At 71.3% G+C, this 12390-nt stretch carries 11 protein-coding genes; 1 reads left to right on the top strand and 10 read right to left on the bottom strand.

Annotated features, from left to right (window positions below; all coding sequences use genetic code 11):
• Positions 1 to 38 precede the first annotated feature (38 nt).
• The 9 genes from ACIQPT_RS14215 to ACIQPT_RS14175 all read right to left on the bottom strand — a co-directional run bounded on the left by ACIQPT_RS14215 (position 39) and on the right by ACIQPT_RS14175 (position 9973).
• Entirely contained in the window at positions 39 to 854 is an 816-nt protein-coding gene (locus tag ACIQPT_RS14215; RefSeq protein ID WP_401155822.1) for an HAD family hydrolase, read from the bottom strand.
• On the bottom strand, positions 851 to 2128 hold the full coding sequence (gene serS, locus ACIQPT_RS14210) for a serine--tRNA ligase (protein WP_401155820.1): 1278 nt from the start codon (positions 2126 to 2128) through the stop codon (positions 851 to 853). The genes ACIQPT_RS14215 and serS overlap by 4 nt, the downstream gene beginning before the upstream one ends.
• Positions 2129 to 2763: 635 nt before the next feature.
• A complete protein-coding gene (pheA, locus tag ACIQPT_RS14205) occupies positions 2764 to 3699 on the bottom strand; it encodes a prephenate dehydratase (protein WP_401155818.1) in 936 nt (311 codons plus the stop codon).
• A 73-nt stretch (positions 3700 to 3772) separates the two neighbouring features.
• Positions 3773 to 5083, bottom strand: a complete 1311-nt coding sequence (efeB, locus tag ACIQPT_RS14200; protein ID WP_401155816.1) for an iron uptake transporter deferrochelatase/peroxidase subunit — start codon at positions 5081 to 5083, stop codon at positions 3773 to 3775.
• Positions 5084 to 5088: 5 nt separating this feature from the next.
• Entirely contained in the window at positions 5089 to 7050 is a 1962-nt protein-coding gene (locus tag ACIQPT_RS14195; RefSeq protein WP_401155814.1) for a copper resistance CopC/CopD family protein, read from the bottom strand.
• An 11-nt stretch (positions 7051 to 7061) separates the two neighbouring features.
• Complete coding sequence (locus ACIQPT_RS14190; protein ID WP_401155812.1) at positions 7062 to 7508, bottom strand: copper chaperone PCu(A)C; 447 nt, start codon at positions 7506 to 7508, stop codon at positions 7062 to 7064.
• Positions 7505 to 8164 carry an SCO family protein gene (locus tag ACIQPT_RS14185; protein WP_401155811.1) on the bottom strand — a complete coding sequence of 220 codons (660 nt, stop codon included), beginning with the start codon at positions 8162 to 8164 and terminating at the stop codon, positions 7505 to 7507. Before ACIQPT_RS14185 ends, ACIQPT_RS14190 begins: the two co-directional genes overlap by 4 nt.
• A gap of 44 nt (positions 8165 to 8208) precedes the next feature.
• On the bottom strand, positions 8209 to 8955 hold the full coding sequence (locus tag ACIQPT_RS14180) for a YcnI family protein (RefSeq protein ID WP_401155809.1): 747 nt from the start codon (positions 8953 to 8955) through the stop codon (positions 8209 to 8211).
• 151 nt (positions 8956 to 9106) lie between these two features.
• Complete coding sequence (locus ACIQPT_RS14175) at positions 9107 to 9973, bottom strand: hypothetical protein (RefSeq protein ID WP_401155807.1); 867 nt, start codon at positions 9971 to 9973, stop codon at positions 9107 to 9109.
• A 293-nt stretch (positions 9974 to 10266) separates the two neighbouring features.
• Here ACIQPT_RS14175 and ACIQPT_RS14170 point away from each other — a divergent pair, with 293 nt between their 5' ends.
• The gene (locus ACIQPT_RS14170) at positions 10267 to 10767 is read left to right on the top strand and encodes an ATP-binding protein (RefSeq protein ID WP_401155805.1); all 501 of its coding nucleotides are present in this window, start codon (positions 10267 to 10269) and stop codon (positions 10765 to 10767) included.
• Between the two features lie 31 nt (positions 10768 to 10798).
• On the opposite strand, the gene ACIQPT_RS14165 is transcribed toward ACIQPT_RS14170, so the two are convergent.
• Entirely contained in the window at positions 10799 to 12280 is a 1482-nt protein-coding gene (locus tag ACIQPT_RS14165) for an aminopeptidase P family protein (RefSeq protein ID WP_401155804.1), read from the bottom strand.
• Between the last annotated feature and the right edge of the window lie 110 nt (positions 12281 to 12390).

The raw sequence follows: 12390 nt of genomic DNA, 5'->3' as shown, positions 1-12390 counted from the left end.
GTGCCGGGCCGCTGTCGTGCTGTCGGGTGCTGTGGGTCCTACCGCACGGGCGCCGTGCGGAGCAGCTCCTCCAGCACCACCGCGATGCCGTCGTTGTCGTTGGACGCTGTGATCTCGTGGGCGACGGCCTTCAGGTCGTCGTGGGCGTTGGCCATGGCCACGCCGTGGTGGGCCCAGCCGAACATCGGGATGTCGTTCGGCATGTCGCCGAAGGCGATCGTGTCGGCCGCCTTCACCCCGAGTCGGCGGGCGGCCAGCGAGAGGCCGGTCGCCTTGCTCAGGCCCAGCGGCAGGATCTCGACCACGCCGGGCCCGGCCATGACCACGTCGACCAGGCTGCCGACGGCCGCCCGCGCGGCGAAGGCCAGCGCGTCGTCGTCCAGCTCCGGATGCTGTATGTAGACCTTGTTGAGCGGGGCGGTCCACATCTCGGAGGCATCGTCCACGAAGAGGTACGGCAGCGGCCCCTCCTGCACCCGGTAGCCGGGCCCCACCAGCACCTCGCCGTCCAGCCCGTCGCGGCTGGCCGCCAGGTGCAGCGGGCCGACCTCCGCCTCGATCTTGGACAGTGCGAGGCCGGCGAGCTGCCGGTCCAGGGTCAGCGAGGTCAGCAGCTTGTGCTCGCCCGCGTGGTAGACCTGCGCGCCCTGGCCGCAGACCGCGAGCCCCTCGTAACCGAGGTCGTCCAGGATGTGCCGGGTCCAGGGGACCGCGCGTCCGGTGACGATGATGTGCGCGGCGCCGGCCGCCGTGGCGGCGGCCAGTGCCTCGCGGGTGCGCTCGGAGACCGTGTCGTCCCCGCGCAGCAGCGTGCCGTCGAGGTCGGTCGCGACGAGCTTGTAGGGGAAGGTCACTTGGCGACCGGTTCCAGGACCTCGCGCCCGCCCAGGTACGGACGGAGCATCTCGGGAACCCGGACCGAACCGTCGGGGAGCTGGTGGTTCTCCAGGATCGCCACGATCGTGCGCGGTACGGCGCAGAGCGTGCCGTTCAGCGTGGCCAGCGGCTGGACCTTCTTGCCCTCGCGCATCCGGACGGACAGGCGGCGGGCCTGGAAGCCGTTGCAGTTCGACGCGGAGGTCAGCTCGCGGTACTTGCCCTGGGTCGGGATCCATGCCTCGCAGTCGAACTTCCGCGAGGCGGATGCGCCGAGGTCACCGGTGGCGACGTCGATCACCTGGAAGGGCAGTTCGAGGGCGGTGAGCCACTGCTTCTCCCACTCCAGGAGCCTGCGGTGCTCGGCCTCGGCGTCCGCCGGGTCGACGTACGAGAACATCTCGACCTTGTCGAACTGGTGGACGCGGAAGATGCCGCGGGTGTCCTTGCCGTACGTGCCGGCCTCGCGGCGGAAGCACGGGGAGAACCCGGCGTACCGCAGGGGCAGCTTGTCGGCGTCGATGATCTCGTCCATGTGGTACGCGGCGAGGGGTACCTCGGAGGTGCCGACCAGGTAGTAGTCGTCCTTCTCCAGGTGGTACACGTTCTCCGAGGCCTGGCCGAGGAAGCCGGTGCCCTCCATGGCGCGCGGGCGGACCAGCGCGGGGGTCAGCATCGGGATGAAGCCGGCCTCGGTGGCCTGGGCGATCGCCGCGTTGACGAGGGCGAGCTCCAGGAGCGCGCCGACGCCCGTGAGGTAGTAGAACCGCGAGCCGGAGACCTTGGCCCCGCGCTCCATGTCGATGGCGCCGAGCGACTCGCCGAGCTCCAGGTGGTCCTTGGGCTCGAAGCCCTCGGCGCCGAAGTCGCGGATGGTGCCGTGCGTCTCCAGGACGACGAAGTCCTCCTCGCCGCCGACCGGTACGTCCTCGTGGACGATGTTGCCGAGCTGGAGCAGCAGCCGCTTGGCGTCCGCGTCGGCCTCGTCCTGGGCGGCGTCGGCCGCCCTGACGTCGGCCTTGAGCTGTTCGGCCTTCTTGAGGAGCTCGGTGCGCTCCTCGGGGGTGGCCTTGGGGATCAGCTTGCCGAGCGACTTCTGCTCGGCGCGGAGTTCGTCGAAGCGGACGCCGGACGACCTGCGCAGCTCGTCGGCGGAGAGCAGGGCGTCGACGAGGTCGACGTCCTCTCCACGGGCGCGCTGGGAGGCGCGAACACGGTCGGGGTCCTCACGGAGCAGGCGAAGGTCAATCACCCCTCCAGGCTACCGGTGCGCGCTTCTCGCACTCGAACCGATATTGCCGAGCGTGTCACTATGACCGAATTGCCGGAATTGATATTTCTGAGGGGGAATCGCGAACGGCGGCGGCGTCGGAGGGGGCGAGGGGATGTCAATAATGGCGGTTAACTCCCCTGAACGGGGCAGAAGGTGCGGTCCGCCTTGACGTACCGGCCTTGGGTGGAGCGGGAGTTGGGGGCGTGTCGGCCGCTGTTGTCCACAGGGAGTTCGGTGCCGGAATAGTTATCCACAGGCTGTGTGGAAGTTCTGTGGATGCCGGAGGGCATTGTTCCGGAAGCCGGACGAAGGCCCACGGAATCTCCGCTCAAACCCGTTCCGTGTGCTCGTTCGGGTGGGAATTCGCCACTTCAAAGAGTTGATCAAGGTAATTGAGGTGACACGCGACGACTCGCGCCGTCTCGCGGTTCTGTGGACGGCTCTGGGGTGACTGGATTGATTTGTCGACGATGTCGCATTGCGGTGTCGACTTGTCCCCAGGGTGGACACCCTCCCTGTGGATAACTCTCCGGAGTGCGTGACTATCCGTAGATCGCACCGCTGCGGAGCGCGCAAGAAGGCCGCCCCGGAGCCCGGCTCCCGGAGGGCTTCCGTCAGATCCGGCCGTCCTGGCTGCGCGCCAGCCAGTCGGAGGCTTCCGTGAACGCCGCGTCCGACGTGCCCGCCCGCAGCGGCCGCACTTCGTCCGGGGAGACGCCCGCCCGCGGGTACGAGCCGAGGAACCGCACGTTCGGGCTGATCCGCTTCAGCCCCATCAGGGCCTCCCCGACCCGCCGGTCCGCGATGTGTCCCTCCGCGTCCACGGCGAAGCAGTAGTTGCCGATGCCCTCGCCGGTCGGGCGGGACTGGATCAGCATCAGGTTGACGCCGCGCACCGCGAACTCCTGGAGCAGCTCCAGCAGCGCGCCGGGGTGGTCGTCGCCGAGCCGGATCACCACGGAGGTCTTGTCCGCGCCGGTCGGGGCGGAGGGCCGGGCGGGACGGCCCACCAGGACGAAGCGGGTCTGGGCGTTCTCCGCGTCGTGGATCTCGGTCACCAGCGGCTCCAGGCCGTAGGTGGCGGCGGCGAACTCCCCGGCGAACGCGGCGTCGTACCGTCCCTCCTGGACCAGCCGGGCCCCGTCCGCGTTGGACGCCGCCGACTCCCACAGGGCTCCCGGGAGATGGGCCGCCATCCAGTTGCGCACCTGCGGCTGGGCGGCCGGGTGCGCGGTGACCGTCTTGACGTCCGACAGCTTGGTCCCGGGCCGTACCAGCAGCGCGAAGGTGATGGAGAGCAGCACCTCGCGGTAGATCATCAGCGGTTCCCCGCCGGCCAGCTCGTCCAGCGTCGCGGTGATGCCGCCCTCGACGGAGTTCTCGATCGGCACGAGCGCCGCCGCCGCCTCGCCGTTGCGTACGGCGTCCAGGGCGGTCGGCACGGAGACCATCGGGACGAGTTCCCGGGTGGCGGCTTCCGGGAGCGTACGGAGGGCGACCTCGGTGAAGGTGCCTTCGGGGCCGAGATAGGCGTAGCGCGTGGCTGACATACGGTCACCCTAGTGCGCCCCGCGAGGCCCGCCGCGCTGTCTCAGAATGCGGGCCCGCACCTCCCGGAGTGCCCTACGACTCCAGCAGCCGCTGTCCGACGTACTCGCCCTCCGCCGCCCCGCCCGGGACCGCGAACACACCGCTCGCCTCGTGCCGGAGGAACGGCGACAGCGCGTCCCCCCGGTCGAGCTTGCGCTGCACCGGCACGAAGCCCCGGAACGGGTCCGCCTGCCAGCAGACGAAAAGGAGCCCGGCGTCCGGAGTACCGTCCTCCGCGATGCCGTCGTGGTACGAGAACGGGCGGCGCAGCATGGCGGCCCCGCCGTTCTTCTCGGGCGAGGAGATCCGGGCGTGCGCGTTGTCGGGGATCACGAGCCGGCCGTCCGGGCCCGCCTTGTCGAGGTCCATCTCCGTGGTCTCGGTGCCCCCGCTCAGCGGTGCTCCATCCGCCTTGCGCCGCCCGATGACCCGCTCCTGGCGCTCCACCGGAAGCTTCTCCCAGTCGTCCAGCAGCATCCTGATCCGGCGGACGACGGCGTACGAACCGCCCTCCATCCACTCCTGCGGCTTCCCGGGGGAGGCGGGGACGAACACACGCCGGTCGAAGTCCTCGTCGGCCGGCTTCGGGTTGCCGGTCCCGTCGATCTGGCCCATCAGGTTGCGGGCGGTCATCGGCCGGGCGGTCGCGCCGGGGGTGCGGTTGAAGCCGTTCATCTGCCACCGCACCCGTGCCGTGCCCGCGGCCTCCTTCTGGAGGGCCCGCAACGCGTGGAAGGCGACCAGTGCGTCGTCCGCGCCGATCTGCACCCACAGGTCGCCGTTGGACCGCTCGGCGTCGAGGGCGTCGGCGGAGAACGCGGGCAGCGGGTCGAGCGCGGCGGGCAGCCGGTCGGCCAGACCCGTGCGCGCGAAGAACGTACGGCCGAAGCCGAAGGTGACGGTCAGGGAGGACGGCCCCGCGTCCAGGGCGATCCCGGTGTCGTGCCCGGGGCCGTCCGGCCCGCCCGCCGCGGGGCGGCCCGCCATCAGCTCCTTCGCCACGGTGGACCAGCGCCGCAGCAGCGCCGCCGCCTCCTTGCGCCCCGCGCCCGCCGCCAGGTCGAAGGCGACGAGATGGCCCCGGGCCTGAAGCGGAGTGGTGATCCCCGGTTGATGTTTCCCGTGAAACATCGCCTCGGTCGCCCCGACGGTCGTCAGCGCGGCCGGCTCCTCGGGGCGGGTGGCGGCGTACCCGGCGGCCCCGCCCCCGGCCCCCAGCACCAGCCCCGTGGCGCCCGCCGCGCCCGCCGTGCTCAGCAGCCGACGCCGCGATACGCCGGTGCTGCCACCGCTCGGGGAGTCGATGATGGCCCCGTCCGGGGTCTGCTTCTCGGTCTTGCTCACCGTGCTCAGCCGATCTTCGCGTTCTCGTCGATGGTGACCTGGTCGATGTCCGACGTCCGTACCGTCACGTCGACCTTCCAGTCCCCGGCCATCGGGATCTGCACACCGCTCGCCGACCAGTGCCCCTCGGCCAGCCGGTCCGGGACGACCGGCAGCGGGCCGATGTCCTTCGACTCCAGGGTCAGGGCCAGCTTCAGCTCGGGGACGTCCATCGGCTTGCCGTCGCTGCCGTCGATCCACACATGCAGGTCGTTGGAGCCGGTGCGGCCGGGGTCGATGTCGATGCGGACGGTGCCCTTGCCGTTCCGGCCGCCGGTGTCGAACGGCATGCTCAGGTTGACCGGCCCCCCGGCGGCGGGAGCGGAGGCCGAGGTGGCGCCGCCCGCGGCCTCCTCCTCCGTACGGCCCGGTTCGGTGGACGTCAGCATGGTGGTGACGGCCAGCAGGACGACGGCGACGGCGGCCTCGGCCAGGACCGAGCGGCGCAGCCCGGAGCGCTCCGGGTCGGCGTCCCGTATCCGCTTCTTCTTCGTCGCGGTCAGGACGGCCCGCTGACGGGCCAGTTGCGCGGCGCGCTCGGGGTCGACGTCGGCAGGGGCGTCCTCCGACTCGGTGCCCTCGGTCACCTCCGTCACCGGGTCCGCTTCCTCGGCCTCGGCTCCGGAGGCCGAGGCCGAGGCCGACGCGGAGGCGGCAGCGGTGTCCGTCAGCCGCCCCGTCCACCGCCGCGAGAACCAGGCGACCGCGAGCAGGACGCCGATCAGCGCCACCTTGAGGATCAGCAGTTGCCCGTAGCGCGTCCCGGTCAGCGCCGACCAGGAGCCGACCTGCCGCCAGGACTGGTAGATCCCGGTCGCCGCCAGGACCACGACACTGCTGAACGCGACCGCGGAGAAGCGCCGTACCGCCGTACTGGTGATGTCCGGCGTCCGGTACAGCGCCACCAGCAGCGAGGCGAGCCCGCCGAGCCACGCGGCGACGGCCAGCAGGTGCAGGACGTCCACCGGCATGGCGATGGACGTCTGGATGCCGGTCGAGGCGTGCTCGGACATCGCCCAGGTGGCGGCGATGCCCGCCGCGACCACCCCGCCCCCGACGGCGAGGCCGAAGGTGAGGTCCTTCTTCTCCCGCTCGTCCTCGCGCCGGGCGTACGTGCCGAACAGCACGGCGATGAACAGCGCGGCGGCCCCGAGCAGCAGCAGCCGGGAGACGAGGGCGGCGCCGGGCTTGGTGTCCAGGACGGACTGGAGTCCGGCGAGGTCGAAGGCGTCGGCGAACTTCCCGCTGCCGGTGTACGGGTAACGCAGCAGCAGCATGGCCAGGGTCGCCGCGGTCAGCGTGAGCCAGCCGCGGACCACGAGCCGCTGCATCGGCAGGGCGGCCGCGCCGCGCTGCCAGCAGATCAGGACGAACGCGCTGCCGCCGACGAGCAGGACGAAGCCGCCGTACGCGGCGTAGCGCGCGATGTCGTAGACGACGCCGACCGGGCCGCCGCCCGCTTCCTGGCTGGGCAGGGCCACCGTGGTCTCGGACGGGGCGCCGATGGAGAACGTGAAGGCGCCGGAGATCGGATGGCTGTCGGCGGAGATCGCCTGCCAGGCCACCGTATAGGTGCCGTCCGGCAGACCGGAGTGGAGCGCGACGCCGTACCGGACGGTGCCGCCCTCGGAGAGATCGCGCGGCTCGGCGTCGGTGTCGGCGCGCTTGCCGCTGGGGTCGAGGACCCGGATGGAGTCGTCGCCCACGGCGATGGCCTCGGAGAAGCTGAGGGTGACCTCCTTGGGCGCGGTGTCCACCACCGCCCCGTCCTGCGGGTCGCTCCCGGTGAGGGCGGCGTGCGCGGACGCCGGGCCCGCGCCGGCCAGCAGCAGCCCGAACACCAGGCTGACCAGCGCGGCGAGGAGTGCGGCGGCGGCGACGGGCCGTCGTATCGGGGACGGTCCGGCGTACGGGGCGGTGGCAGACATCGGTCAGTCCCTCACTGCTTCTTCGGGTTGTGGGTGGTTTCCTTCACCGGCAGGTCGACCGTGATGGGGTCGGCCTTCTCGAAGTGCAGCTCGACGGAGACCTTCTCGCCCTGCTTGGGCTTCTGCTTGAGCTTCATGAACATGATGTGGTTGCCACCGCGTTCGAGATCGAGCTCGCCGCCCGCGGGCACCTCGAAGGAGGAGACCTCGCGCATCTTCTGGTTCTTCGTCTCGTGGATCGTGACGTCGTCGGAGAGCGGACTGGTCACCGAGGTGAGCCGGTCGTCGGTGCCGCCGCTGTTCTGTACGACGAGGAACCCGGCGGCCATGTCGCTCACGGGCTGCGGCATGAAGGCGTCGACGACCTTCAGTTCGGGCGCGCTGTCCGTCGAGCACCCGGCCAGCGTCAGCCCCGTGGTGAGGGCGAGGACACCGGCGAGGGCTGCCCGGCGGTTCACGGGGCCTCTCCCTTGATCAGCTTGGGGAGGTCCTTCGCGTACTCGTCGGCGGTGGTGTCCTCGCCGTAGAGCACATACCCCTTGTCCGTCTTCGGGGAGAAGGCGATGACCTGGGCGCCGTGCATCGAGACGACGTTCCCGTTCTTGTCCTCCTTCGGCGCGTCGATGCCGATGCCGATCTGTCGCGCCCCGGCCTGGATGGTCGGGAAGTCGCCGGTGAGACCGGTGAAGGTGGGGTCCTGGGCGGAGAGCCACTTGCCGAGCGAGGCGGGGGTGTCGCGCTCGGGGTCGGTGGTGACGAAGACGACCTGGAGCTTGTCCTGGTCGGCCTTGGGCAGCTCCCGCTTGGCGAGGGAGATGTTGCTCATGGTCAGCGGGCAGACGTCGGGGCAGTGGGTGTAGCCGAAGTAGATGAGCGTCGGCTTGCCCTGGGTCGCCTCGCGGAGGTCGTACTCCTTGCCGCGGGTGTCGGTGAGGACGAGGTTCGGCTTGGTGAACGGCTGGTCGAGGACGGTCGCGGCCTTGTCCTTCGGCACGGTGCTGACGTCGGCGACGGACGAGGAGTCCGCCTTGTCGTCACCGGTGCCGCAGGCGGAGAGGGCCAGTGCGGCCGCGGCGGCGAACGCCGCGGCCGTCACTGCTTTTCTGTTGCGCATGAAAGAGGTGTCCTGAACGTGGTGCGGGTGAGGGAACCGGCCGGTCAGGCCGAGCGGCGACGTCCGGCGAGCACACCGAACGCGATGCCCCCGATGCCGATGACGATGCCGATGATGCCCAGCGTGCGGGCGGTGGTGTCGCTGGAGGAGGAGGACGCGGCGGTGCTGGTCTCCTTGGACGACGCCTCGGCGTCGGCGGCCTTGTGGTCGTCGGCCTCCTTGGCGTCGTCGGCCGCGCCGCCGTGGTGGTCGTCGGAGGCGGCGGCCAGCTTCAGGACCGGGGCCGGGCTGTCGGGCTCGTCGCCGCCCGCCGTGGGCTCCTCGATCCAGCGGACGACTTCCTTGTTGTCGTACGTCTGGATCGCCTTGAAGACGAGCTGGTCGGCGTCCTCGGGAAGGGCGCCGACGGAGACCGGGAACTGCTGGAAGTAGCCGGGGGCGATCTCGCTGCCGTCGGCGGTCCAGGTCACCTTGGAGACGGCCTCGGTGATCTTCTTGCCGTGCACCTCGAGCGGCTTGTCGAGCTTGCTCTTGTCGATCTCGATCTTCCAGCCGGGCACGGCCTGCGGGGTGACGGAGGAGAGCGGGTGGTCGGCCGGGAAGTTGACTTCGAGCTTCACCGTCGAGGCCTGGTCGCGCTCGTTGGGCACCTTGAAGTTGAGCGTGGCGTATCCGCCCTTGGCGGCCTCGCCCACCGGCTGGACGCTGACGTGGGCGGCGGCCGGGCCGGCGATCAGCAGAACGGTGGACGCGGCGACGCCGCCGGCGAGGGCGATACGGGAAAGCTTCATGGCAGGAATCTCCACAGGGAAACGGAACACGGTGGTCCGGCGCGCGGATGCGCGGCGGCATCACGACACCTCGTGGTGCGGTTCCGCGCGGGGGAGTGCGTGCACAGGGACGTACACGGACGGCCCGCAAGGCCCGGTGGGAGGCGTCGCGTCAGGCTGCGAGGGCGTACGGGGCCGGCGGCCCGCGCCTGATCACCAGGTGCTGCAGAGGGTCCCCGACGGCCGGTACCGGTACGTCGTCGGAGTAGCGCGGAACGCGCGGCCCGGCCACGACCTGCTCGCGTGCCCCGGCCCGCAGCGCGCGGACGAGTGCGAGCGCGGCCCGCAGCGACCGCAGCCGGGCCCCGGCCGCCAGTGCCTGGGCGCTGTGGGCGGAGAGCCGGGCCAGCGCGAAGAGGGCGATCTCGCCGCGCCGCAGCAGCCAGCCGGTGGCGAGCGCGACGAGGACGTGGGCCAGGAACATCGGCAGGCTCGGCAGCATCGCGGACACCGCGGCGCAGACCTGCGCGATGCCGGAGGCGCCGTCCGGCCCCGCCGACGCGGCGGCCTGGGCCGCTCCGGCACCGCCGCCCGCCGCGAGATGGTCGTGGTTCGCCGCGAGCGTCGACGGGTCGATGCCGGCGGAGGAGACGATGCGGTGGGCGTCGGCCGCGTTCAGCCCCGCCGACGCTTCGCCGCACACGAGTCCGGCGGCGAACCGGATGAGCGGGTTGTCGCCGCCCGTGGACGCGGCGGCGGCCGGGGCGCTGCCGTGGCCGCCGTACGCGAAGAGCACGTGCAGGAGGATCTGTCCGCCGGCCAGCGCGCCCACGATTCCCGGAAGAGAGCGTTCCCGTCCGGCGAGAACGGTGGCGACGGCGAGGACGCCGAGGAATCCGGCGACCAGCGTCCACGCGGGTACGGCCGTTCCGGCGGCGAACGCGTGTCCGGCCGCGGACAGCACGACGCAGACCGCGGTGAACACCGCGGCCCTCATGAGCCGCAGACCGGCTCCGGCGCGTGCGAGAGGCGTGGACATGGCCGGGACATCATCGCACTGCACCCCCCTGTGCCGTACGGCAGGTCCGGAAGATCAGGCTCCGTCCCCAACCGCGCTTGTTGCGCCTGTTCGCGGGGGATGTACGGACCGGGGGCGCACCCACCGGGCCGCCGGACGGACCCCCGGTGACCTGCCGTCGGGCGGACCCATACACCGGGCGGCCGAATATCCACATCCGCCGAATGAGGGCTCTCCCACCCGATCCGTGCTTACGAAGTGCCGAGGGCGGCAATACGTATCGATACGTCGAGCCGCAGCCAGGAGGCTGAAAGATGAGCATCTGGTGGTCTCTCCATTTGCGGCGCGAAGCCGCGAGCGTGCCGCTCGCCCGTCGTTTTCTGCTCGGCACCATGGAAACCGCAGGGGTGGATCCGGACATCTCCTTCGACCTGTCGGTCGCGCTCAGCGAGGCCTGTGCGAACGCCGTCGAACACGGCGGCGACCGGACGGCTCTCGAGGGGCCCGGGGATTCCGGATCCGTATCCGGATACGGACGCCCTGCCGCGGACTCCGGGCAGTACCGGGTCACGGCCTATCTGGACGGCGAGAAATGCCGTATCGAGGTCAGCGACTCGGGGCCGGGCTTTCCCGCCCGGCGCGCGCTTCGCCCAGCCGCGCATTCCCCCCGGCCCGAAGCCGAGAGCGGCCGGGGTCTCGACCTCATCCAGCAGCTCTCCGACCACGTCCAGTTCGGCAACCGGCCGGGCCACGGCGCGGTGGTCCGCTTCGACAAGGTCCTGAAATGGCGCGAGGGCGCGCTGCTCACGGTGTAGTGAGCGGCGCGCCCCCGCAGGGACCGTCCGGTCAGCCCTTCAGCCGCGCCATCCAGGCCTCGACCTCGTCCGACCGGCGGGGCAGCTTGTCGGAGAGGTTCCGGTTGCCGTCCTCGGTGACGAGGATGTCGTCCTCGATCCGGACGCCGATGCCCCGGTACTCCTCGGGCACGGTCAGGTCGTCGGCCTGGAAGTAGAGGCCGGGCTCGACCGTCAGGCAGACGCCCGGCTCCAGCGTGCCGTTGACGTACGCCTCGGTGCGCGCGGCGGCGCAGTCGTGGACGTCCATGCCGAGCATGTGGCCCGTGCCGTGGAGGGTCCAGCGGCGCTGGAGGCCCAGCTCCAGGACCTTGTCCACGGACAGGTCGCCGAGCAGGCCCCACTCGACGAGCTTCTCGGCGAGCACGCGCTGCGCGGCGTCGTGGAAGTCGCGGTAGTCGGCGCCGGGCTTCACGGCGGCGATGCCCGCCTCCTGGGCCTCGTACACCGCGTCGTAGATCTTGCGCTGGAGCGGGTTGAAGGTGCCGTTGATGGGAAGCGTGCGCGTCACATCGGCGGTGTAGAGGTCGTTGGTCTCGACCCCGGCGTCCAGGAGCAGCAGCTCGCCGGCGCGGACGGCGCCGTCGTTGCGGACCCAGTGCAGGGTGGTGGCGTGCGGACCGGCGGCGCAGATCGAGCCGTAGCCGATGTCGTTGCCCTCGATGCGGGCGCGCAGGAAGAACGTGCCCTCGATGAAGCGCTCGCTGGTCGCCTCGGCCTTGTCCAGGCTCTTCACGACGTCCTCGAAGCCGCGCGCGGTGGCGTCGCACGCCTTCTGCAGCTCGGCGATCTCGAAGGCGTCCTTCACCAGGCGGGCCTCGGAGAGGTGGACGCGCAGCTCCTCGTCGCGCTCCGCGGTGACCTTGTCCGTGAGGGCGGCCTCGATGGACGCGTCGTGGCCGCGCACATTGCGGACCGGGCCGGTGGCCTCGGTCAGCGCGGCGGCCAGCTCGCGGACGTCCTTCGCGGGGATGCCCAGCAGCTGCTCGGCCTCGGTGAGGGAGTGCCGGCGGCCGACCCACAGCTCGCCCTGGCCGTCGAGCCAGAACTCGCCGTTCTCCCGGTCGGAGCGCGGCAGCAGGTAGATGGTGGCCTCGTGGCCGCTGTCGCCGGTCGGCTCCAGGACGAGCACGCCGTCCTGGGTCTGGTCACCGGTGAGGTACGCGTACTCGGTGGAGGCGCGGAAGGCGTACTCGGTGTCGTTGGAGCGGGTCTTCAGGTTGCCCGCGGGAATGACCAGGCGCTCGCCGGGGAAGCGGGCGGAGAGCGCGGCGCGCCGGGCGGCGGTGTGCTCGGCCTGGGCGATCGGCGAGAGGTCGTGCAGTTCCGTGTCGGCCCAGCCCGACTTCATGTTGTCGGCGAGCTCGTCGGAGACGGCCGGGTACAGGCCGTTCTTCCGCTGCTTGACCGGTTCCGCCGCTTCGTTCTCTTCGGTCTCCTGCTCCGGGGTCTCCGGAATGAGCTCCTCAGACACGATTTGTCTCTCCTTGATACGACACTGGACCATCACCCATCGTACGGGCGTACGGAAGGGGGCCCAGGGTCGAAGGACCTGTTACCGGAGAGAGCCGTCGGCGTCGGTCG

The sequence above is a fragment of the Streptomyces sp. NPDC091289 genome (assembly GCF_044757365.1).
Lineage (GTDB): Bacteria > Actinomycetota > Actinomycetes > Streptomycetales > Streptomycetaceae > Streptomyces.
The sequence above is the reverse complement of the archived record's forward strand: the minus strand, read 5'-3'. Positions and strand labels throughout refer to the sequence as shown.